The 22,381-nt window shown below is 42.3% G+C and carries 21 protein-coding genes and 2 tRNA genes; 10 read left to right on the forward strand and 13 right to left on the reverse strand.

Translation table 11 applies throughout. The features are described 5' to 3' along the window. The first annotated feature begins 199 nt into the window (after nt 1–199). Nucleotides 200–820 (forward strand): rhodanese-like domain-containing protein, encoded by a 621-nt coding sequence (locus tag DMB44_RS04710; RefSeq protein ID WP_153280155.1) that lies wholly within the window; start codon nt 200–202, stop codon nt 818–820. Between the two features lie 5 nt (nt 821–825). On the opposite strand, the gene DMB44_RS04715 is transcribed toward DMB44_RS04710, so the two are convergent. The 3 genes from DMB44_RS04715 to DMB44_RS04725 all read right to left on the reverse strand — a co-directional run bounded on the left by DMB44_RS04715 (nt 826) and on the right by DMB44_RS04725 (nt 4,075). Next, a complete protein-coding gene (locus DMB44_RS04715) occupies nt 826–1,563 on the reverse strand; it encodes an ABC transporter permease (protein WP_237265296.1) in 738 nt (245 codons plus the stop codon). Beyond that, nucleotides 1,550–2,467 carry an ABC transporter ATP-binding protein gene (locus DMB44_RS04720; protein ID WP_110641386.1) on the reverse strand — a complete coding sequence of 306 codons (918 nt, stop codon included), beginning with the start codon at nt 2,465–2,467 and terminating at the stop codon, nt 1,550–1,552. The genes DMB44_RS04715 and DMB44_RS04720 overlap by 14 nt, the downstream gene beginning before the upstream one ends. A 207-nt stretch (nt 2,468–2,674) precedes the next feature. After that, nucleotides 2,675–4,075 carry a hypothetical protein gene (locus DMB44_RS04725; protein ID WP_110641354.1) on the reverse strand — a complete coding sequence of 467 codons (1,401 nt, stop codon included), beginning with the start codon at nt 4,073–4,075 and terminating at the stop codon, nt 2,675–2,677. A gap of 262 nt (nt 4,076–4,337) precedes the next feature. Here DMB44_RS04725 and DMB44_RS04730 point away from each other — a divergent pair, with 262 nt between their 5' ends. Further along, nucleotides 4,338–5,822, forward strand: a complete 1,485-nt coding sequence (locus tag DMB44_RS04730; protein WP_110641356.1) for a phenylalanine--tRNA ligase subunit alpha — start codon at nt 4,338–4,340, stop codon at nt 5,820–5,822. A gap of 95 nt (nt 5,823–5,917) precedes the next feature. Continuing rightward, the gene (locus DMB44_RS04735; protein WP_110641358.1) at nt 5,918–6,715 is read left to right on the forward strand and encodes a hypothetical protein; all 798 of its coding nucleotides are present in this window, start codon (nt 5,918–5,920) and stop codon (nt 6,713–6,715) included. A 26-nt stretch (nt 6,716–6,741) separates the two neighbouring features. Here DMB44_RS04735 and DMB44_RS04740 read toward each other — a convergent pair. Next, a tRNA-Leu gene (locus DMB44_RS04740) sits at nt 6,742–6,826 on the reverse strand. A gap of 427 nt (nt 6,827–7,253) precedes the next feature. Here DMB44_RS04740 and DMB44_RS04745 point away from each other — a divergent pair. Both DMB44_RS04745 and DMB44_RS04750 read left to right on the forward strand, forming a co-directional pair. Then, nucleotides 7,254–8,546: a folylpolyglutamate synthase/dihydrofolate synthase family protein gene (locus DMB44_RS04745; RefSeq protein WP_110641360.1), complete on the forward strand. Its 1,293-nt coding sequence runs from the start codon at nt 7,254–7,256 to the stop codon at nt 8,544–8,546. Nucleotides 8,547–8,632: 86 nt separating this feature from the next. Beyond that, nucleotides 8,633–9,847, forward strand: coding sequence for an ORC1-type DNA replication protein (locus DMB44_RS04750; RefSeq protein WP_110641362.1), 1,215 nt, complete (start codon nt 8,633–8,635; stop codon nt 9,845–9,847). A 27-nt stretch (nt 9,848–9,874) separates the two neighbouring features. Here DMB44_RS04750 and DMB44_RS04755 read toward each other — a convergent pair whose 3' ends face one another. After that, nucleotides 9,875–11,185, reverse strand: coding sequence for a Glu/Leu/Phe/Val dehydrogenase (locus DMB44_RS04755; protein WP_237265297.1), 1,311 nt, complete (start codon nt 11,183–11,185; stop codon nt 9,875–9,877). Nucleotides 11,186–11,489: 304 nt separating this feature from the next. Between DMB44_RS04755 and DMB44_RS04760 the strand changes: the two genes are divergently transcribed. The 3 genes from DMB44_RS04760 to DMB44_RS04770 are packed head-to-tail and all read left to right on the forward strand — an operon-like array spanning nt 11,490 to nt 13,890. Continuing rightward, a complete protein-coding gene (locus DMB44_RS04760; RefSeq protein WP_110641364.1) occupies nt 11,490–12,188 on the forward strand; it encodes a glycerophosphodiester phosphodiesterase in 699 nt (232 codons plus the stop codon). A gap of 5 nt (nt 12,189–12,193) precedes the next feature. Next, nucleotides 12,194–13,453: an FAD-dependent oxidoreductase gene (locus tag DMB44_RS04765; protein WP_237265298.1), complete on the forward strand. Its 1,260-nt coding sequence runs from the start codon at nt 12,194–12,196 to the stop codon at nt 13,451–13,453. Continuing rightward, nucleotides 13,450–13,890, forward strand: a complete 441-nt coding sequence (locus DMB44_RS04770; protein WP_110641368.1) for an SRPBCC domain-containing protein — start codon at nt 13,450–13,452, stop codon at nt 13,888–13,890. Before DMB44_RS04765 ends, DMB44_RS04770 begins: the two co-directional genes overlap by 4 nt. A 17-nt stretch (nt 13,891–13,907) precedes the next feature. On the opposite strand, the gene DMB44_RS04775 is transcribed toward DMB44_RS04770, so the two are convergent. Next, nucleotides 13,908–15,023, reverse strand: coding sequence for a TIGR04053 family radical SAM/SPASM domain-containing protein (locus tag DMB44_RS04775; RefSeq protein ID WP_237265299.1), 1,116 nt, complete (start codon nt 15,021–15,023; stop codon nt 13,908–13,910). Nucleotides 15,024–15,159: 136 nt separating this feature from the next. On the opposite strand from DMB44_RS04775, the gene DMB44_RS04780 reads away from it, so the two are divergent. Next, nucleotides 15,160–15,717, forward strand: coding sequence for a class I SAM-dependent methyltransferase (locus DMB44_RS04780; protein WP_110641370.1), 558 nt, complete (start codon nt 15,160–15,162; stop codon nt 15,715–15,717). Between the two features lie 16 nt (nt 15,718–15,733). Here the strand turns inward: DMB44_RS04780 and DMB44_RS04785 are convergent, their stop codons facing one another. The 6 genes from DMB44_RS04785 to DMB44_RS04810 form a co-directional block, all read right to left on the reverse strand. Next, nucleotides 15,734–16,633, reverse strand: a complete 900-nt coding sequence (locus tag DMB44_RS04785; protein WP_110641372.1) for a 3-methyl-2-oxobutanoate dehydrogenase subunit beta — start codon at nt 16,631–16,633, stop codon at nt 15,734–15,736. Continuing rightward, nucleotides 16,634–17,812: a pyruvate ferredoxin oxidoreductase gene (porA, locus tag DMB44_RS04790; protein ID WP_110641374.1), complete on the reverse strand. Its 1,179-nt coding sequence runs from the start codon at nt 17,810–17,812 to the stop codon at nt 16,634–16,636. It lies immediately after the preceding gene. Further along, nucleotides 17,809–18,099, reverse strand: a complete 291-nt coding sequence (locus tag DMB44_RS04795; RefSeq protein WP_110641392.1) for a 4Fe-4S binding protein — start codon at nt 18,097–18,099, stop codon at nt 17,809–17,811. The genes porA and DMB44_RS04795 overlap by 4 nt, the downstream gene beginning before the upstream one ends. A gap of 5 nt (nt 18,100–18,104) precedes the next feature. Next, a complete protein-coding gene (locus DMB44_RS04800) occupies nt 18,105–18,668 on the reverse strand; it encodes a 2-oxoacid:acceptor oxidoreductase family protein (RefSeq protein ID WP_110641376.1) in 564 nt (187 codons plus the stop codon). 247 nt (nt 18,669–18,915) lie between these two features. Then, a complete protein-coding gene (locus DMB44_RS04805) occupies nt 18,916–19,503 on the reverse strand; it encodes a histidine phosphatase family protein (RefSeq protein WP_110641378.1) in 588 nt (195 codons plus the stop codon). Nucleotides 19,504–19,509: 6 nt separating this feature from the next. Next, nucleotides 19,510–19,875, reverse strand: a complete 366-nt coding sequence (locus tag DMB44_RS04810; RefSeq protein WP_237265301.1) for a hypothetical protein — start codon at nt 19,873–19,875, stop codon at nt 19,510–19,512. A 455-nt stretch (nt 19,876–20,330) separates the two neighbouring features. Here DMB44_RS04810 and DMB44_RS04820 point away from each other — a divergent pair. Next, a tRNA-Leu gene (locus DMB44_RS04820) sits at nt 20,331–20,415 on the forward strand. A gap of 938 nt (nt 20,416–21,353) precedes the next feature. On the opposite strand, the gene DMB44_RS04825 is transcribed toward DMB44_RS04820, so the two are convergent. Then, nucleotides 21,354–21,953, reverse strand: coding sequence for a hypothetical protein (locus DMB44_RS04825; protein WP_110641382.1), 600 nt, complete (start codon nt 21,951–21,953; stop codon nt 21,354–21,356). Between the last annotated feature and the right edge of the window lie 428 nt (nt 21,954–22,381).

Raw genomic sequence — 22,381 nt, forward strand, 5'->3', positions numbered from 1 at the left:
ATTGCTGAAATGGACGATTGACTGCTTTGTAAATAGATCCATCTTCAGGACAGCTATCGTTGATCTTTACCTTTCAGACTGTTTGGCTGTGAAAAATGAATGATTACCTAGATTCTTTAAAAATGATATCATATTTATTGTTATCATTTTGTCAGATAGAGATACAATTCATTTATATGCCAAGAAAAAGTTCACCTTTGTGAGGATTGCTAAAGGAAACCTTTATTTCGAGGAGATAACGGAAATTCTCTCTGGAAAATCGTCAATAATTATTGATACTGATCCCCTCAGCTTATATAATCAGTTTCATCCACCATTCTCGTTTCCTATGCCTGCAAAAGACGTAAAGAAGGTAGTTTCAAGGCCGGACATCAGATATGAAAACGTGATGGTATTTTCATCTTCAGAAGACGACGTATCAATGTTGATGAATTCCGATCTTCCAGACAATGTAAAGATACTCTATGATAATACAGATAGATCCTGGACTAATATATACCCATACTCATATTACAGAAAGATCGATCCGGATAGACTTTACTCTCATCTTAAAGACTTCCAAATACTTGACATCCGTGAGGAGTTTGAGCTATTCACCGGATTCATAGAGGGATCGATAAATATACCCTTTTCAAAGATCATGGAGCAGGATATAGATCTTGAAAAAAACAGAACTTATGCGATAATTTGCGCACATGGCAATCGCAGTCGCGTGGCCGTCGAACTTCTCAGCTCCAGAGGATTTGAGGTATATGACGTGCCAGGCGGCATTCAGAAATGGCTAGAGATGGGATTTCCTGTATCATATGTGGAGGATTGATTGCTTCATACCTCCCTCCATCTCGCTTTCTTAACAGCTATGAAGAGAAATACCACATTTATCAGTATCAGGATTATCCAGTCAGTTATGAATGATGCAGTAGATATATGGACAAACCCTATGGCATTCTGGACAAGTTCAGCACCGTACGTGGTTGGAGAGGCATAGGCCGCATATCTAAACGGCATCGGTATGTACGTGATTGGATAATACACAGGCGGAATCGTCGATATAAGAGTTGATATTATTCCAGAAAAAGCCCAGCTCTGTATTATATCGTATGTGATGGTGGCAAGAGTGAATCCAAGCAGTATGGAAAACGAGAACATAAGAGTCATGACTGCAATTATCTGGAAAATACCCGTTACGGTCGTATGAATGTAGATGGAGGCCAGCACTCCGAGCACTGCTATGGCCGGTACTGAATACACTATCTCAGAGATGGCCATTCCAACAAGATATACCGAAGCAGTTGTGGGTGAGCTCACAACCATGTCCTGAAGCTTGAAATCATTCTTAAGGTGGGATAGATCGCCCTGCAGTCCAATTCCGCTGGATACCATTGACATTATAAGGGCGCCCCCGAGCGAAACGGACAGGAGCCTACCATGACTTGCCAATGTGATAACCAAAAGGAAGGATAATGGAGAAAGAAGTGTATTGACCAGCGTGATCGGGAAATTCTTCATCGCATATACTGCGTTCACCAATATAGATGCGGCCATCTGGCTACTCCTGTACATGATCCTCACCTCTTATGTCCCTCTTTACTATGCTATAGTATATGTCCTCCAAAGACACTGGATTTATTGAAAATCTTATGTTCCTGTTTATAAGATCCTTAGCTATAGCATAGGCTTCATTTTCATCCACGAATATCCTGCTTCCTATCTTTATTATGGATCCATTATTGTCGATTTCAACGCTTTCGTGATCTCCATCAAGAAGGCTTATACTGTACTTTTTTGGAACCTTTGCACGAAGTTCGGACATAGTACCTATTGCCTTGATCTCTCCCTGATCGAGTATACCTATGCGATCAGACAGGCGTTCCGCCTCTTCAAGGTAGTGCGTGGTCAAGAATATGAATTTATCTTTCTTTAGATATGAAAGTATATCCCATAGCTCCGCCCTAGATATCGGATCTAGACCTGTTGTTGGCTCGTCCATGAACAGTATATCTGCATCTGAAGCCACCAGTGCAGCTACCAGAACCTTCCTTTTCTGGCCTCCGGAGAGTGTCCTGTTCAACTTATCCGAAACAGTCGTAAGACCAAATTCCTTCAGAACCTCCTTTGCCTTCGCTTTAGCTTCAGAATATTTTACTCCTCTGTAGAGCAAGAAAGTGGTTATGGTCTGCATAGGTGTAAGCCATGATATAGCCCTTGCTTCCTGCGGTATTATCGCTATCCTCCGTCTTATGGTATCGGGATCATTGATTATGTCGATGTCATCAACGATGACATTGCCAGAAGTCGGCATTAGCTCAGTGGCCAGTATTCTCACCAGCGTAGTTTTACCCGCGCCGTTTCTCCCTATGAGCGAAAATATGCCCCGCATTGGTATTTCGAAGGAGACATCTCTGAGGGCGATCTGACCCTTCGAATACGTCTTCGATATCCCTGAACATTTAAAATATCCCTTCATGAACATCAGATATTTTATAGATAAATTATAGCTATACCATTGATAACTTTTTCTCGAAAATGATAAGAATGACAATATAATAATGGAGATTTTTCATGCGGGATTGTCTCATCATACATCTCCTATAATATTGGAAAAAATTTGAATTTTGCATTCTGTCCGAAGAATTATTTTAAAAAATTTTGAATCATGGTTTTATCAATTTTCTCATGTATGGGCTGTCCTCATGCTGGCCTGCTTACGCGAGCTTTCCCCCATGAAGAATGATAGTGCTGAAACTCCTACGGCCAGCACAACAAAGGCCAGACCAATAGCTTCAAGGACCCAATGGAGATTGATCACGTAGTATATCAGGCCAAAGCCTCCGATCACAACACCGGTCAGTGTCAGATAAGCGGAAAGAAGTTTTATCTTCGCCGTTGATGAATATCTGTAGATCAGTATCAGCGCACCCGCTATCATCGGCATCATGAAGAAGGCATATAGTAGATGGCCATTCGTATATGCCATATCATAGAGATATCCTGGTCCGCCATTGGGCGGAACTCCTGGCGTAGCGAAGCCAAAGAATGCCTCATTGAATTCTATAGCATAGCCTACGCCGACCATAACTGCCATAGTGGCAAGCCAAACAAAGAATTCTGAAAGTATGAGAAGCCTGTTTTCACTCCTTTCCTCATTCTTAGTTGTATAATAAAGACCAAGTATAGATATCAGAGCGCCCCATCCGACTAGACCGGTCATAGTATCGTCTTCTGCAAGGCCATCCATTCCATAGGGTCCAAAAGCAAACAAGGTGGGAATGACGTACGTTCCGAATGACGATATTATGTAAAGATAGGTCATCGCGATAACACCGAAAAGGCTTACGACCATACCCAAATTGACTATCGTTCTCTTTGTGGAATTGAGTTTCTCATATCCGAATGAAACCGCAGCAACAGCCACTATGCCACCCATAACCGCTGGCAACATCTCATGAGAATGCGATGTAACTAGATTCCCTAGGAATGTCTGCAGACCTCCCCATGAGTTTACGAGCGAATTGAAGAAAGGAATCGATGAATAGCCGAAGAGATTTCCATATTCATACACCATACCCATCACTGCCGCTATTCCTGCAGATACAGTAGCTGCCAGTATGAGGATGTACGATCCCCAGATAAGCTTGAACCTCTGTTTCTCCTTTATTGGGAAATATATAAGACCGATAAAGAATATCAGGGCAACGACAAGCATCCACACGTCCCTCAGAGCCTGCAAAACGTAGTCCGCATATTGTGTTGATGTAGGATAGAAGAATACCATACCAAGTACTGTGAGCAGAAGAACTGGAATAGTGCTTATGTTTATTGATTTCTTAGCAAAACCTGGAAGTGACAGTAGATCAGTTGTGTAAAGGATTAACAAAAAAGCGAACGGTATCATTACCGTATGATAGAAATTCACCATGTCCAATGTGAAATCTCCAAGCCTGAACCAAGACACATCTGGCAACAACGGGCTGATTATCAGGAAGAACGCTATGAAAGCGATGGTGATGCCCATATTGAATTTCGTATTTAGAAGGACATCCAATATACTATTACTATCATTATTCTTATTCATATTGAATATAGCATTAATAAATATAAAAAGTTTATGCTCAATCATTCATTTCAACACCGTTTTTGATATTTCAATGATTTATTTCGATTTATTATAGACTATTAACTATTATAATATTTTCGGCATTATGAAGCTAAAATTTTCGGCTTAAATAAAACATATTTTTAAAAAATTATGGCAATACATTCCGCATAGTTTAGACATTTTCACCACAAAATCGAAGATGAAATAATATATAGATCATAATTGCATACCCATCCTGATGGTTCAGATCAGTGATGCAGAATATAAAGTTCTCCTGGCAATCCAATCTCATGGGGGCGAGGCAAGAGAGTCGGAATTATCAATAACTGGACTCTCAGAAAGAGAGATAGCCAGCGCCATCTCATGGCTAGAGGTCAAAGGCCTAATAGATGTTGAAAAGAAAGAGACAAAAATTTATACATTATCAGAAGAGGGGCGGAGATACCTCAAAGAAGGGTTGCCTGAACTTGTCCTCTACAGGAAGCTTGAAGAAATGAAGGAGATAACGCTCGATGAGATCAGGAATCTAATGCCAGAGAGCTACAGAATAGCACTGGCCCAGCTTGCTAAATTCGGAATAACTCCTAAAAATGGAAAACTAACGTTCAAAGATCCAGGTATATCAGAAATCCTGGAAGCTAGGCAGAGATTTCTCTCAAACCTCGATCCGGATGACAAGGAAATGATCGATCATTTCAGGCATAGATCTGGTATAATCGAAGAAAAAACAAAGACGGAACGCATCGTAAAATTGAGAGATACGGCGGTTGAAGCGATTTCTGGATTCGATCAGGAGGGGACAATAGGAACGCTGGATCCCTCCATAATATCGTCTGGAAACTGGAGGAATAAAAAGTTCAGAAAATATGATCTGAATTCACCAGCTAAACAGATCAAGGGAGCGATCAAGCATCCAATGACATACCTAATAGAGGAGATAAGGCAAATCTTCTTGAATATGGGATTCACTGAAATGAGTGGACAATACATAGAATCCACGCTGTGGGATATGGATGCCCTTTTCATTCCCCAGGATCATCCAGCAAGGGATATGCAGGATACCTTCTACGTCGACTCTCCTGGTTTCGTGATAGATAATGATCAGATATCTAAAAAAATAAAGAGAATTCATGAGACAGGCTTTGATGGATATACAGGTTGGGGATACCGCTGGTCCGCGGAAGAGTCAAGAAGACTAGTGCTGAGAACTCATACCACGGTTAATACTGCCAGATACCTCTATCAAAATAATGAACCTCCGCAGGCAATATTCTCCATAGAAAAGGTCTTCAGACATGAGAGCGTAGACTGGAAGCATCTGGCGGAATTCTACCAGATAGAAGGGGCGGTTTACAGTAAGGAAGTTAGCGTGTCAACCTTGAAATGGATCCTCAGAGATTTTTATTCCAAGCTAGGATTCAAAGAAATAAAGCTCGTTCCATCTTATTATCCTTACACGGAACCTAGTCTTGATGTCATAGTCAAAATAAACGGCAGAGAGGTTGAACTCGGTGGATCTGGTCTTTTCAGGCCAGAGGTTCTCAAGATACTTGGGCTCAGGGCTCCGGTGATGGCATGGGGAATGGGTCTGGAAAGACTTGCAATGATCTTCTATGGACTCACCGATGTTCGCGATCTCTATAATACGGATTTTGACTTTCTCTCATCATTCAGATTCGATACCGATAAGATTTTGAAAGATAATACCGCAAAAACAGGATGATTTATAACTTCTAGGATATCGATGAAATTTTTCATAAATATTTGAATAGTGAAAATATTTATAAATGGAAAAATGATAATTTATTAAAATATGCCATGATAAAAATTTCACTCATTTTTGTGCCTGCATACATAGTATCATTCGTCATATTCTCGCTGATACTTGTGTTTATGGTTAGAATGAATCCATTTAGATTAGTGTTCTATAGGTTCAAGATACCTAGGATAAGGTATCAAAATCAGTTCAGTTCAGAGATAGAAAAAACGAAAGGACCATTACAGTTTGATCTGCTGATGTATCGCATTTCAACGAATGGGTTATATTCCAAGGCGATTAAAAATGGTCTGACATATACAATCATAAGGCACTGGAAAAAATTCACCCATGTTGATTATGCGAGATATAAAATTATAGATTATTATTATCTTTTCATAATCTTTTATTCAATTTCCATGTGGTTTCTTGTTTTTCTCCTGCTTGTTCCTTATGGGAAGCTTGGATCAGTTCTACCAAAGTGGGATCCCACGATCAATTATGCTCTTCTCATCGCTTTAACAATAAGTCTGCTTGAATCCTCAATACTTTATGTTTCGCTGATTTATTCAGGCCTTTCGTCTTTCATAATGACTTCCTCAACTTCTGTGCTTGTTGTCAATTTTATCACATTATTGCCGGCTCTGCAATGGATGTATGGTCTACCTCTCACGTTGCGTATCATGTATCAGATAATAATCAGCGTGATCGCAGTAGCAATATCATTTATAGTGTATAACCTCAAAGATATGAATTACAGATATGTACTATTCGCGTATCTTTCCACTATATCATATTCCTCATTTGCAATTGTTCTATTATATTCAATCACAACAAAGGTCATGGCCGTTATACATTAATGGATAAACTGAATGAATCAAAAGAATGCGGAGGGAGGGATTTGAACCCTCGAACCCCTTCGGGAATGGACCCTGAATCCATCGCCTTTGGCCAGTCTCGACAACCTCCGCATATATGAAATACTTTTCTTCCAAACGCGTCAATGTGTTTCCGCGAAGGTAAACGGTGCCTACGGAAAATCGTGAGCTTCATTATGTAGTTTTCGATTTTGTATTTCGGAACATCTTTGATTCAGCTTCAGATAAATCTCCTTCTTAGATTATCATTTCAACGGCATTCTCCATTTTATACAGAATTCATGAAACTCAATGATTCTAAATTCGATCGCAAAACGGTCTTGCATGTATGGAGATGTCTCAGAAATTGCTAGAAATAAGCGGACTTTATCAATATATTTATCCCACATCGAGATCTAACATATCTGATCATTGAGAATATTGACTTGATAATTTCTCTTGGACTTACGCTTTCACTGAAAATCACCTCTAAGATTAGCAGGAGGTGATAACATAATATATTGCCATATGATTTCAACCCGTGCTCTCAAATCTTGATTATCTATATAACTTGAAGAGGGAAGGCATAAAGTTTGATCTTGATGTCATGAGAGGATTTGCCGAAATGATCGGACATCCAGAGAACAAGTTCAAGAGCTTTCATATAACCGGATCCAATGGCAAGGGATCAACATCAGAATTCATTTATTCAATATTGAGGAGAAGGTATAGTTCCGGGCTATATACATCACCTCATCTCATAAAATTCAATGAAAGAATAATCGTAAATGACGAAATGATACCAGATGCTTACATAGACGCTTTCGTGGATAAATATAGGCAAATGATTGAAGATCTCGCCAGAATAAACAGAAACCCAACGTTCTTTGAGGTCACAACTATGATGGCATTTCAGTATTTCAGCGATATGAATGCCGAGTATGCTTCCGTGGAGGTTGGACTCGGAGGAAGACTTGATGCGACGAATATAGTCACACCTCTGGTTAGTGTGATAACTCAGGTGGGCTATGAACACGCAGACAAGCTCGGCTGTTCCCTAACATCCATAGCATACGAAAAAGGAGGTATAATAAAAAATGGAAGGCCCATAGTGCTTCAAGATCAGAAGCCTGAAGTTGTGAAAACAATAAGGAGTATAGCGCAGGTAAGAAATTCTCGTCTGATAATGCTGGATCCGCAAAAGATAAGGAATCTATCGCTTTCTGAAGATGGGACGGTTTTCGATTTTGAAGGGTTGAATGGAAATTATCACCTGGAGACCTCGCTCATAGGCGAATATCAAGCCCTGAATGCTGCAACTGCAGTTCTGGCCATAGAAGCTTCCAATGTTGACGTGAATAAAAATGAAATAGAAGAGGGAATTAAAAATGCAAGATGGCCCGGAAGGCTTGAGATAATAAGCCGCAATCCGCTGATCATAATAGATGCCGCTCATAATCCACCCGCCGTAAACAAGATGGTCAGCACCTTCAGGAAGGTTTTCACAAAGAAGCCCCTGATAGTTGCTGGTATACTTTCTGATAAGGATTCTTATGCTTATTTCCATGTGATCAGACAGATCTCGGATAACATAATCTTCACAACTCCTGAGGAAAAGGAGAGAGCGGTAGATCCAAAGAAACTGTACGATCTTTACGGGTATCTTTTCACAGAAGCCAGAGTTATAGCTGATCCGATAGAAGCGATCAATGACGCTGCCAGTAGATCCGATTTTATACTGGTGACCGGTTCCATTTACCTCATTGGGACAATCAAGGAATACCTTGAAAACAAAGGCAGAAAACTACCAGTCAGCTCAATAAATTCCTTATGATATTTAATGATTAACCGTTGTGGGAGCTTTTTTTACGCTTTTCGTAGCAAAAACGTTTTGTACTGAGTGTCGTTATTCATGTCTCTATGGATAATCCGTTCGCTCGCTTTGCTGGAACCCGGACAATACAGGCTGATCTTTCACTTCTAGAGGAGAACTACGTACCGGATTCTTTCCCTCACAGGGAAACCCAGATAAACGAGATGGTAACCATACTGAGCAGCATCATGAGAGGATCTAGACCATCTAATATAATTGTATATGGAAAGACTGGCACTGGAAAGACTTCCACAACAAAGTATGTGACTAAGATGTTGATGGAAGCGGCGAGCAACGTTTCGGTCGTATATGTCAACTGCGAAATATACGATTCACCATATTCGATTCTTGTCGCAATAGCCAATTATGCCAGTGCAGAAAAGATCCCTGAACTGGGCTGGCCCATAGACAGGATATACCGAGAAACACTGGAACGCATTGAAAGGACAGGTAAGTTCTTCATAGTCATACTGGACGAGATGGATCGCCTCATCAGAAAGAGCGGCGGCGATTCCCTCTACGTTCTTCTGAAGCTGATCACCGATGCTGATTCGGTCAAGGTATCGATGATAGGCATAACAAACGATACAACAGTGCTGGAGAATATAGATGCCAGAATCAAGAGCAGATTAAATCAGGAAAGTATAGTATTCCCACCATATAACGCCAGTGAGATAAGAGATATAATATCCTCAAGACTCGAAAAGGTTCTTGGCCCCAATGTTGTGGACGAAACCGCAATAAATCTCTGTGCTGCAATAGGAGCACAGGAACATGGCGATGCAAGAAAGGCCATCGACCTTATGAGAATAGCCATAGAGATAGCCATAAGGGAGAACAAGAACAGGATAACAGAGAGCGAAATATATGAGGCCAGAGAAAGATACGAAATGAATGTGCTGAGGGAAGCCATAAATACGTTACCGCTTCATTCCAAGATCGTGCTCCTCAGTGCAATCGTGACCCAGGAGATTGAACCCAATTCTGTAATTACGGGAGAAATTTACGAAAATTACAGAAGGATATGCGATGATCTGGGCTTCAGCGCGCTTAGCCCAAGAAGGATCAGTGATCTGCTCACTGAACTTGCAGACTATGGCCTTCTCGTGATGGATGACAGGAACATGGGGAAATATGGAAGGACTAGAAGCTTCTCCATAGTGAGACAGGCTGAAATAATAAAAAAATATCTTCTAGAGGATGAAAATCTATCGATGTTCAAATCGTCAAAAATACCTAAACAGGCAAGATTTGAAACTTAAGAAATAAATAAAAAATCATTTGGGGCTCTAATACCAGCCCCTTACTTTCATCGCATCTGCGACTTTCTTAACCGCAATCACGTATGCTGCCGTCCTTGGATCCACATGGTATGTATCCATTGTTTCCAGTACCTGTCTTGCCGCCTTGGTTATCTTGGCATCAAGTTTGTTGTATACTTCCTCCGTGCTCCAGTATTCGCCGTAGTTGTTCTGAACCCACTCAAAGTATGATACTATCACACCGCCGGAGTTGGAGAGCACATCAGGAAGCACCAGCTTACCCTTCTTATAGAGGATTTCGTCAGCTTCAGGGGTAGTTGGTCCGTTTGCCAGCTCAAGTATTATCTTTGCCTTTATCTTATCCGCATTCTTCGCGGTTATCTGCTCCTCTATGGCGGCAGGTATGAGAACATCGACGTCTGATTCGAGGAGCTCTTCGTTTGTTATGGGTTTGGAGCCTGGGAATCCAACGACACTGCCGATCTTCTTGCTCCAGGCGAGAAGATCCTCATACTTGAAGCCATTCTCGCTGTATATGCCTCCCTTTATATCGGATACAGCTACGACCTTAGCACCGAACATCTCCTGAACGAACTTGACTGCGAACTGACCGACGTTCCCAAAGCCCTGAACGGCCACGCGCGCCTTTGAAAGATCGAGACCGATCTTCTTTGCACCCTCTCTGAGGACGAACATTCCGCCCTTTCCTGTAGAGTCGAATCTACCCAGCGATCCGCCGACCTCAAGCGGTTTACCGGTTATAACGTTGGGTGCATTGTGCCTGACTATATTTTCGTATTCATCCAGCATCCATGCCATGATCTGTGGGTTTGTGTTCACGTCAGGTGCTGGTACATCGACATCTGGTCCTATGAAATCAGCGATTGCCCTTATATAACCGCGGCTGAGCCTCTCCAGCTCACCCTGGCTCAGAGTTGACGGATCGCAGATCACTCCACCCTTAGCGCCGCCGTAGGGTATATCCGCTATGGCGCATTTCCATGTCATCCATGTGGACAGGGCCTTTACCGTTGAAAGGGTCTCCTGCGGATGGAACCTTATACCACCTTTTGCCGGTCCTCTGGCGATGTTGTGCCTCACTCTGAAGCCTGTAAATACCTTCACTTTACCGTCATCCATTTTGACGGGTATGCTCACCTGAAGGATCTTCTGAGGCGAGCTCAATATCTCCAGAGCCTGCTCATCTAGATTCAAAACTTTTGCAGCCTTTCTAAGCTGTTTCAGCGCGATCTCAAACGGATCTTCTTCCACTTCGTTAGTTACCTGCGAAGGCTTTGTTTCCTTCGCGACCTCAAGTGGATCTGCTTTTCCTGACATTCAAGTCACCATGTCCATAAGGACATACCATAATTACGATTATATAATTTAATTTTATCTGAATGTATCTATCACACAATGCGAAATATTTGCTTTGCAATCATTGTCATGCCGTCCATGGTTCTAAATATATAATATAAAAAATTAATGTAAAGTAAATGAATTATCCGGAAGAAATATATTATATTAGTATTAGCATATTATTATCCCATAACATACCTCCATATTGATAGGTGTAATGTAAAATAAAGATGAATCGACGAAGCAATGCAGAGAAATTTATGCAACCATCGTATCATACTGCATGCATTTTCTCAGTAAATACAGGTTCATAGTTGTGGGTCACAGGGGGCTCCCGTCCATGCGCCTTGAAAATACACTTGAATCATTTGATGCAGCCTTTAGAGCAGGACTACCTGCAGTTGAACTGGACGTTCAACATTCCTCAGACGGTGTTCCCGTAGTCTTTCATGACTTCGATCTGACGAGACTGGCAGGAAGAAATGAGAAAATATCGGATCTTAAATGGGAAGAGCTCTCAAAGATAAAGCTGGAGACAAATGCACGTATACCTCGTCTCGATGAAGTCCTCTCGCAGTTTAAAGAACACAATTTTTTCATTGAGATAAAGGTGGAAAAGTTCGGGCAGAGGGAGATGAAACTTACAGAAGATGTTGCGGAAATGATCATAAATAATGATATGAAGGAACAGGTTGTCTTGATATCCTTTGAAAAACAGGTATTGAAGTATATCCACGATCATTATGACGACATGATAACAGGCCTGGATTTTGAATCACCTGAAGAGGTTCAGTATGCCCTGGAAACAGATGTTGCACTGCCTTATCATGGTCTTGTGGATGATGTATTCGAACAGATAAGTATGAAGCAGGTCATTCCCTGGACGGTGGACAGCCAGGAGATAGCAAAGCATCTCAAGGAAATCGGCTGTAAGGGTATAATAACCAACGTTGGAGACAGGATGATGGGACTGATGGAGTGATGATGATGTCGGAGAGGATTGCTGTCATAGGTGCTGGAATAAATGGTGTTTTTTCTGCCTACTATCTGTCAACATCAGGGTACGATGTCACCTTATTCGATCGCGGCGATATAGATTCTGGGACTTCTGGAAGGTTTCATGGGATGCTTCACAGTGGAGCAAGATATGCAACGAACGATCCAATATCAGCCAAGGAATGCATAACAGAAAACAGGAGAATAAGCGGAATCGCGGGGAGATTTGTAGAGGATACTGGTGGATATTTTATAGCCGCAAATGAAGAAGAAGCGCAGTTTGGTGACGATTTATATGAGGCATGCAGGAGGGTAGGTATAGATATTTCTGAACTGCCGCTTGATGATTTCGTAAAGAATAATCCGAAGCTAAGCAGATCAAGAAGGGTGATGATGGTCCCGGACAAGGTCATAAGATCTTACGAATTCGTGGTCACGGTAGCGGCCGCTGCACATCTAGCAGGCACAAAGATAAGGACGTTTTCTGACGTTAAGAGGATAGAGATCGACGGAGATTCTGTTTCCGGTATTGAGTATGAACGGGCAGGAAAGATGGCAACTGAGAAATTTGATATGGTGATCAATGCTACCGGTCCATTTTCAGGGAAGATCCTTGAGCAGTCCGGACTGGATCAGACACCGGTCATGCCTTCGGCAGGCGTGATGGTTGTACTTGAAGGACAGGTTTCAAGATCCATAATAAACAGAATGCGAGAACCATCCGATGCAGATATACTGCTTCCATACTGGAATAATTCAATTCTGGGCACCTCAGCAGTAGTTGTAGAGGATCCTGATCAATTCAGGCCAGAGATGGAGGATATTCAAATGATGATAGACGACATGGCGGATCTCATCCCTGAGGTGAAGAATATGAAGATCAGACGGTATTATTATTCCGTAAGACCTCTGGTGGAAGAGGAATCTGAGGATTCAAGAACCGCCAGCAGAAGTTTCAGGATAGTCAGTCAGGAAGGACTCAACGACACCCTGTTAAGTGTTGTGGGGGGAAAGTTCACGACAGGCCGCCTGGTCGGTGAAGAGATTGCTAGAAGGATAATCGAACATTATGGAACTGGTAGGAATCTGAAAGATCCCGATATAGACGGTACGATCGAGACATTCGAAGAACGATATTCCAGAGATCCAGTGATGGCGAGATCCATGAGCCGCAGGGGTACCATTGATGAGGAGTATGCCGGCATAGCCGAGGCATACGCCATATCAGCGATAATAGGTGGTGAAAGATGATCTATTCCGGATCGATTGAGATAAAAATTCCTGATGGAGCTGCCATAGAGTTGCTTCATGATCCAGAAAAGCTCGGACCATGCCTTCCAGGCGTGAGTTCATTTGAAAAAGAGGGTGAAGGATACAGCTGCAAGGTCAAACTTGACGTTTCATCCATGAAGTCCTCATATCTGAGCAAGATATCAGGGAAACTGAACTTTTCCTACATTAATGCTGAAGATCATCAGGTCCGCATTCAGGGTAAGGGCAGAATAGTGGGTTCTTCCATCTCCTTCGATCTGACCATAGAGGTTCATGAGGGTAAACTCCAGTGGAGCATAGATGTTAATTACGGCATACTGATCAAGATGATGGGTGAAGAAAAAATAAAGGAAGTGACTGAGGAAAATATAGACAGAACGGTGAAATGCCTCACCCAGCTGCTGTCTTCAGATTGACCTGATCCGTTGTAGCATCATGCCGTGATCGGATCCGTGTCTGGTTCGTAGATGCAGCTAGGATCTGCTGCGAACGGATCTCCGGTGTAGGCGTATGCCCTTGCTCTTGAACCACCGCATATGTTTCTGAACCTGCATTTTCCACATTTTCCATTGAGATTATCGGGATCGCGGATCCTCATCAGCAATTCGCTGTTCCTATAGATATCCACTATGCTCCGTTCCTTCACATTTCCTACACTGTAAGGCAGGAAACCGCTGGGATATACCTCACCGTCATGACCCACAAATATAATTCCGTAGCCGTCCCTTGTTGGAATGACTGATCTGGAATGATCCTTTGCTGGATGCCCAATGAGGTCTATCGCCCTTCGCTTAAGGAGATCGAAAAGGTCTCCGCCATTCAGTTCGCCCTCCCCTGAATATTGCATCGTTATCCTGCGGAATATGGGGCTTTCCACTGTCCTTATCCTCACGCCATATCCGGTTGCGAAGAGCAGAAACTTATTGACATCCTCGTATTCTTCAGGAGTCAGATCTTCCCGGTCTATTCCTCTACCCGTTCTTATCAGGAAGAACACCTCCCAGACCTTGACCCCCTTATCCAGAATCAGTTTGAGAACGTCCGGAAGATCCATTACTGTACTGCGCATTACAACCGTGTTTATCTGCATGGGCAGGTTTTCATCTATGATACGTTCTATAGCCTTAACCGTGGAATCGAAAACGCCGTCTATTCCACGAACCTTTTCATGGACGGCCTTCATACCATCAAGACTTATGGAGACTGAGGACACCCCGTATTCCTTGAATCTGGAGATGGACTCATCGTTGAGTAGGTCTGTGACTGCAGGGCTCACAGAGAATGGTATCTCCCGAGATCTGAGATAATCCATAATTTCCCATATCCTCTGCTTACGAAGCATATCCCCGCCGGTCAGTATAACAATTGGGTAAGGCTTTCCGAATTCCCTTATGTGAGAGAGAAATTCTATCGACTGATCGTAATTCATCTCACCAGGCAGCGCCTCAAGGATTGCTGAAGCCCGGCAGTGCTCACATTTAAGACCGCATGCCTTGGTGGTTTCCCAGAATATAAGTAGGGGCTTGCTGTTGAAGTCGAAGCTCATCATAATATTCATTATGTGAGACGCATTAATAATCGTAACCACATTTGAAATCTGACGATATACCAGTATTTTCGGAAGAAGAAGACTTATCATAGATAAGTTATTTATACTGTTATGGAATGGATACGCAGGTGTATAATTGCACTTTGGAAAAGATCATGCGGAATTCATGCTTTCAATGTACAGAAGGGAATGGGAGGACCCTGATAAAATAATAAAGCAGCTACCTATCGGCCCTGGATCTGATATTGTTGATCTCGGCTGTGGACCAGGATTCTTTACCATTCCACTTGCAAAAGAGACCGACGGAAAGGTGTATGCAATAGATGCCTCAGATGAGATGATAGATATACTTAAGGGTAGAATAGATGGCCATTCAAACGTGATACCCATCAAATCAAGGGCCGAAAAGCTGCCTCTGCCAGATCATTCGGCGGATCTTGTTTTCATAGCGAATGCGTTTCATGATTTTGACGATAAGGATGCGGTGCTGGATGAAATATATCGTGTTCTAAGGGACGATGGTTATCTAGTTGATATCGACTGGAAGAAGGAGCCCAGCACCCACGGCCCACCCATGGACATAAGGATAGATAGAAAGGAAGCGCTTCTCCTCATATCATCGCACAACTTTGAAATAATAAAAGAAATAGAGACGGGAAACAATCATTACGGTCTTTTATTCCAGAAAAGATAGAAGGAACCGTTACGGTTCATGCCTTCTGTTCTGAATATATCTTTTCCCACTCCAGCAGTTGATTCCATCTCTCGTTCACATATTCCCTCAGATTATCTATCTCGTCATCATTCAGATGCTTAAATCTGTCCTGCGCCTTAACGTATTCGGATACGTCGATTGGTTTGAATGACTTGTTGAGATAGAATTTTCCCTGTATGAACTCATATAGAGGAAACATCCTTGACTGTACAGCTAATCTAGATATCTCTATTGTTTTCTCTGGCGGATAGTACCATCCTGTCGGGCAGGGCGCCAGTATCTGAATGAACTTCGGCCCATGCACAGCCTTGGCATGATCGATCTTCCTTATGAGATCCTCGGGATATGCTATGGTTGCCGTTGCCACATAGGGTACATTCTGCGCTATCATCATGTCTGCGACTATCTTCTTGTTCTCCTTTTTGAAATCTCTCTCCTTTCCAACCGGAGTTGTTGTCGTTCTAGCACCATATGGTGTGCTTCCAGATCTCTGCACGCCTGTGTTCATATAGCCTTCGTTATCATACATTATGTAGAAGACGTTGTGTCCCCTTTCCATGGCACCGCTCAAACCCTGCAATCCTATATCAGCCGTTCCACCATCTCCGGCGAATCCCACAACGTTGTAATCCGTTTTACCCTGTATGTCAAGGCCCTCTCTGAGCCCGGATATACTGGCACCCGTCGCAGCAAATGGTGTATATACCATTGGAACGTCAAGCGTCCTAAATGGCATCGCGCCAGGTATAACGGCCCAGCATGAAGCAGGAACGGACACCACCGTCTTCTGGCCCATTGCCTTCAGAACGTATCTCATAGCCAATGTGGCACCACAGCCATGGCATGCAGTGTGGCCTGGAGCCATCAATTCTTCCTTGGGTATAGAGGTGGGCATTCAGATCACCTTCTTCACATTTATCCAGTAAACACCGCTTGATTCGTTTCTCACGGTATCGGCTATTTTCTCAATATCCTCTACCCTTACATCCCGACCTCCAATTCCAACTATGAAGCTGGATACAGGGATATTGATCTTGCCGTACAGTGCCGAAACGATCTCAGAGTATGTTGCACCCGCGTAACCGAAGCTGACCGATCTGTCTATAACGCCGGCGGCTTTTATGTTCTTGAGATCTTCCAGTATATCGTCATACGGGAATGGTCTGAAGTATCTTATACGTATGAGGCCAATGTTAAGTCCTTTCTCTCTGAGTTTGTCTACCACGAATCTTGCAGTGGATGCAACTGTTCCCATCGCAATCAGCGCATAATCTGCATCATCCATCCTGTATCTCTCAACCAGCCCACCGTAATTGGTATCGAACATCTGATTGAACTTCTCAGTCTCATCCTTTATGACTCTCACGGCCTTATTCATGGAATCTACCATGTCCTTCTTGAGCTCCATGAATGTACCATCCGGCGTATCATAGGATCCGTATCCCATCGGATTGCCAATATCTATCCTGAATTTCAGATCCAGGTCCGGCAGGTAGTCGTTGATCAGATCCTGATCCCTGAGGGTAACAGGTTCCGATGTATGTGAAAGTATGAACGCGTCCTCCATTGACATGAGCGGGAGCATAACCTCAGAGTTCTCGGCGATCTTGTAGCCCATTATTATGGTGTCCATTGCCTCCTGGTTTGATTCGCTGTATACCTGCATCCAGCCGGTATCTCTCTGGTTGATCGTATCGCTCTGGTCTGCCCATATATTCCATGGCGGGCCTATTGCTCTGTTAACGACGCTCATAACTATTGGAAGACGCTGTCCTGAGACCCAATGAAGCATCTCATGCATGTATAGCAGACCGTGTGAGCTTGTCGCTGTGTACGATCTTACGCCTGTCAGCTCTGAAGCAAATACGGCTGCGAGGGCGCTGTGTTCGCTTTCAACTTCCACATACTTTGCGTCAAGCTCATCATTCGCGATCATGCTGGCCAGTTTTTCAACGATGGTTGTCTGCGGCGTGATCGGATATGCCGAGATGAACTTCACACGTGCCAGCTTCGCACCATAGGCTACCGCGTCGTTACCGGTCATTATTGTTTTAAATTCTGTGACAGATTTCATTCGATCACCTCAAACTCCATATCTATGCATTTTTCTGGACATTCGTTTGCACAGATCCCACAACCCTTGCAGAAGCTGTAGTTGATCACGGGATACTCCATCTTCGCTATCCTCTCATTTGGCGCACTTTCATCTCCGTTTTCTATCTCTATAGCATTATCTGGGCAGTATTTCCAGCATATCATGCATCTTATGCACTTATCATACTGGATGGTCGGCCTCTGTATGCGCCAGCTATCGGTTGGATGGTTTCTGGTAGATACGGTCGATACCGGAACAAGCACCATATTCCTCACCTTACCTCCATCTTCTTAAGCATCTTGACAGAATCATAAGCTTCCCTTACCGCATCCATATTTTCTTTTATCTTCCCAGGAACGTTGGTTCTTGTGGCCTCAAGAACGCTTTCGAGGGATACGAGTCCAGTGACCTTTGCGAAGGCTCCGAGCATTGAAGTATTGATGACAGGATTGGCTCTGCTTCCAAGGCCATGCTTCACCGCTATGGAAACAGCATCAACTGTGGCGACATTTGCATCTATATTAAATTCACTTGGATCCTTTGGAGAATTGATAATAACGATACCGTTGTCCTTTAAGCCTTCAGTGACGTTCGACGTTCTGAGCACATAAGTATCGAGAACAACGACGATATCGGGATTATATATCTGGCTCTTAAGGTATATCTCAGAATCGTCTATCCTGGTGAAGGCCGTCACGGGTGCGCCCCTTCGTTCAGTACCAAAGAACGGAAAGGATACTACGTATTTTCCTTCCGCAAAGGCTGCCGCTGCCAATATTCGACTGGCAGTTACCGCTCCTTGACCGCCTCTTCCATGGAATCTAATCTCATACATCTTTATCGATTGATGATTACTGCTTCGAATATTTAATTATTCCTTGTTATAACTATTCTTTTCAGAAATTATTTAATTATATGAGATCCGAAAAATTGATTCAATTTTTGAGTAATAACCTACAACTGTAATTATGATATTATATGAATAGACTAATAAATTGCATATAAAATTTGAAATAACTTTAAATAGAACGTCCTCTTCATTTAAATATTAGAATACAATATCTATTATCATTTCTCAAATGTTAAATTGGATTGAAATCCGAACCGATGATCTCCGAGATTTTCCAAGAATCTGAAAATTCCAACTTCATTACATATCCATTATCAAATATGACTCTTCTTTCATTGCTACCTGTTAACGTGTTGTATATGGCTCTCATAACTCCACCATGCGTCACAATAAGCGAACGATCCTTATTCCTGAATTTATCCAGTGTCTTCATGACTCTATCCACGAAATCTGGCCAGGGTTCAACCATTGGAATCTTCTCTATGGATCTGGAACCGATGAATATATCGACCACACCGAATGCCTCTCTGATCTGTTCATTTGTCTTACCATCCATTAATCCCAGATCGCGTTCGTTGAAGCCCCTGATCGCCTCGATCTCACCGATACCCAGTATGGAGGCTGCCTCTGTGGCAGATCTTATAGATCTCGCAAGACAGCTGGAATAAATACCTTTTATCCCCTTATCTTTGAAAAAACTGATCCTTTCCCTGAAGTGGGCCATGCTTTCTTCAGGAATGCTACTATCGCTGATACCCTGCCACTTTCCCTCTATGTTCATAATAGTCCTTGCATGTCTCATTAGATAAATGTAAGCCATAATGCTTCACTGTTTCTTTCTGAACCCTCTCAGCTGAGCATCATACAGAAATCCAAGCTGCCTGAGATCCTCCTTCAGTTTGTTGAATTCATCTGTATTCAGTCTCTTGACTATCCTAACCGTATCGTTATCAACCTGAAGGGCATCTCCATATTTTGATGTGATATCCTTAATGGCATCTTGCTTCCTTGGAACCGTTTCCTCCGGTACCTGTTTCTCCTCTACCTGATTTTCCTGTATCCAGTAATAATAAGGTCTGGCGACCAGTTGGAGTATTGCGAGCCTGACATTCACATCCTGATCGTGGAATTTCTGATTGATCTTTGACCATATGCCTGAAACATAATCAAGATACGCGTCCAGATTATCCATAATTTAGTATAACAGACTCATTAAAAAAGTAAACTATTAATTTTCAGTGAGTCAGAAACTTGTACCTGTTCTGAAAATTCAACATGATGTCTCGTATCGATTCACAAATACATCAGAATATGGCGTATTTGTCGATGATTTTAAGACTCTGAAAAAAAGATTCGTTAAGGGTTTGGAGGAAGCTGTAAATCTATCCTCCGGACAGGAGATACATGGACTTCCTATCAAAAGAAAGACTTATAAATAACACTTCCACATATCCTTTGTATCCTCCATGATAACCAAGTGGATGATAACTGAGTAGGACCGGTGCGATCCGAATACACGTCTGTGAAGATAACGCTGGCGGGATATCTGAGCCGGTAGGGCATTAGCTAAGTGCCATTGAAGCACGAAGATCCGATACTTCAGCTGATGGGTGGCTCGCTATAGCCTGTATAAATTCAGATGACGAAGCGGAGGTTGTCGAGACTGGCCAAAGGCGATGGATTTAGGGTCCATTCCCGAAGGGGTTCGAGGGTTCAAATCCCTCCCTCCGCATACTTCTTTTTGGATCAATGCGTTAATTCATTATCGATCATATCATCTTTTGTTCAAAATGTTTTGTTTTAAATATATATTTAAAATCTTGTTTCTTCAGCACATATACGATAGAATCAACATTCAATACCTCCAGAGAGATTATGCAGAAGCCTTTAATCTTCTGAAATGAAGATTACCGCAGAGGAGGTCGTTATTCCTTCTTCTGCATCTATACCCTTTCAATGACAATTCTATTTACGCTATTTCTTCTTTTTTCAATACGTTGTTCCACAGGAATTTTTGACAACGACACACATCATGAAAGTCTGTGAATGCCCATATTAACAATGGATGTAAGGACGTGGGACTCGCCACAGAAGCGACCTACTCAATCGGAAAAGTTTTTACTTGGTACACTAAGTCGGTGTTCCCAGAAGGTTACATAATGAGGATGGTGATAACATACTCATCCTATCATCGTTCTAAATATTTTATATGAGGTTAATCATTGCAATTATACCTGGCGCATCGTTACGCAGGTCATATTTCCTTTAAACTTATACAATAATCATATTCCTCCCTACGATTCTGACACTTGCTATATCTTTAAGCCTCCTGTAATTATTTATATAGAAAAAAATTCCGGGTTCAAACCGTATAGTCCTGCTAAGCCCTCAGATTTTATTTCGCCTGTGAGACAATCTATAATATAGAATACGTTTAAAAGACCATCATACCATATCGATTCTATTATTGTGAATTACCCCTAATTTTCCCATCTGATTCTCACATTTGTATTTTTGCATATCTTTATAATGATATCGATTTGAGCCCTTGGGTCTACAAGGCCCTGGGAATATTTCACGACCTGCATGAAAGATATTTCATAAAAACTGGCAAAAGCTCTCTTAATAAAAGTAGTTCAATCGATTCATTCGTGATACGGAGTGTTGCAGCTAAAATTGTTCTGAACTATCGAGTTTCTCAATAAGAAGAAGAATGCCTCCTGGCTCTCTTATAGTTTTTCTTCTTGGATCTTCTTTTAGAATTTCTAGAATCTTCGAGCTCTCTTCATGGATCTTTCCCAAGTCCAACGTTAGTCCAAATACATAGATCTTGCGCTCATTAGATATGTAGATCCTTACTGGATTTGGGAATGGGCTCATGGCCTCATTATCGGAAAAGACCATGTTGAATGCGATTCTTTGAGATCTTTTGCATATATTCTTCCTGACGCTGAAGCTTAGTCTATCCAATCTCTCATCAAATTGTTCCATGGCGTTTCTTACATCGTTCTTCATGATCTCGCTTATGTCAATTGACCTGAAAATATCGGATAGCGATTGCCCCCTTTGATCTCTAAATTTTCTCTGGTTTTCATCTTCTCCGCTTATCGCTTTTCTGGGCTGAAGCATGTTCTTCAGCTGAGTGACCTCGTCTATTACCACTTTAATTAACGAATGTATCTCCATGTCTACCTGAATCACATGCTCTTTTTCTGGTACCTTGGCTTTTTCGAATATCTTTTCTGCATTGATCCTTATTGATGAGGCCAACCAAGAAATTCCCTCTAGATATATGCTTATTATCTCGCTTTCTAGGAAATCGAATTCTGATCTATTCTTAATGTATAAGCGCCTCGCGAGCTACTCCTCATCTGAATCTCCGTATCTTCATTTGAGCTAAGGGATTTCCGCTCATATTGGTATATCTCAGACAACATATATTGTGATGTACACGGGCCTGGATTCTGGCCGCCGGATCCTATTCACATATCATACCCCTTGGTTATCGTGGATGATACAAAAAAATATGGGAAGACAGTTCATAAATCATTCTATTAGGGGAAGTCCGTGTATCTCTTGTACGAAGAGGGAGTTTTACCACTTCCCTCAAACTTACAGCTTTGTTTATAAACATACATGATGCGTCAGGCCATGAGGTAGGATATCATACTGTCCACGTAGGATGCCTGCTGCATTAT

Source organism: Thermoplasma sp. Kam2015 (genome assembly GCF_003205235.1).
Classification (GTDB): Archaea; Thermoplasmatota; Thermoplasmata; order Thermoplasmatales; family Thermoplasmataceae; genus Thermoplasma.

Bases quoted from the DNA above. Each gene is read 5' to 3' on its own strand.
- DMB44_RS04720 (WP_110641386.1), bottom strand. From the start codon at position 2,467: ATGAAGGGATATTTTAAATGTTCAGGGATATCGAAGACGTATTCGAAG.
- DMB44_RS04795 (WP_110641392.1), bottom strand. From the start codon at position 18,099: ATGGTGCTTGTTCCGGTATCGACCGTATCTACCAGAAACCATCCAACC.
- DMB44_RS04770 (WP_110641368.1), top strand. From the start codon at position 13,450: ATGATCTATTCCGGATCGATTGAGATAAAAATTCCTGATGGAGCTGCC.
- DMB44_RS04765 (WP_237265298.1), top strand. From the start codon at position 12,194: ATGTCGGAGAGGATTGCTGTCATAGGTGCTGGAATAAATGGTGTTTTT.
- DMB44_RS04775 (WP_237265299.1), bottom strand. From the start codon at position 15,023: ATGATGAGCTTCGACTTCAACAGCAAGCCCCTACTTATATTCTGGGAA.
- DMB44_RS04735 (WP_110641358.1), top strand. From the start codon at position 5,918: ATGATAAAAATTTCACTCATTTTTGTGCCTGCATACATAGTATCATTC.
- DMB44_RS04810 (WP_237265301.1), bottom strand. From the start codon at position 19,875: ATGGATAATCTGGACGCGTATCTTGATTATGTTTCAGGCATATGGTCA.
- DMB44_RS04715 (WP_237265296.1), bottom strand. From the start codon at position 1,563: ATGTACAGGAGTAGCCAGATGGCCGCATCTATATTGGTGAACGCAGTA.
- DMB44_RS04755 (WP_237265297.1), bottom strand. From the start codon at position 11,185: ATGTCAGGAAAAGCAGATCCACTTGAGGTCGCGAAGGAAACAAAGCCT.
- DMB44_RS04730 (WP_110641356.1), top strand. From the start codon at position 4,338: ATGGTTCAGATCAGTGATGCAGAATATAAAGTTCTCCTGGCAATCCAA.
- DMB44_RS04750 (WP_110641362.1), top strand. From the start codon at position 8,633: ATGGATAATCCGTTCGCTCGCTTTGCTGGAACCCGGACAATACAGGCT.
- DMB44_RS04800 (WP_110641376.1), bottom strand. From the start codon at position 18,668: ATGTATGAGATTAGATTCCATGGAAGAGGCGGTCAAGGAGCGGTAACT.
- porA (WP_110641374.1), bottom strand. From the start codon at position 17,812: ATGAAATCTGTCACAGAATTTAAAACAATAATGACCGGTAACGACGCG.
- DMB44_RS04805 (WP_110641378.1), bottom strand. From the start codon at position 19,503: ATGGCTTACATTTATCTAATGAGACATGCAAGGACTATTATGAACATA.
- DMB44_RS04760 (WP_110641364.1), top strand. From the start codon at position 11,490: ATGCATTTTCTCAGTAAATACAGGTTCATAGTTGTGGGTCACAGGGGG.
- DMB44_RS04785 (WP_110641372.1), bottom strand. From the start codon at position 16,633: ATGCCCACCTCTATACCCAAGGAAGAATTGATGGCTCCAGGCCACACT.
- DMB44_RS04725 (WP_110641354.1), bottom strand. From the start codon at position 4,075: ATGAATAAGAATAATGATAGTAATAGTATATTGGATGTCCTTCTAAAT.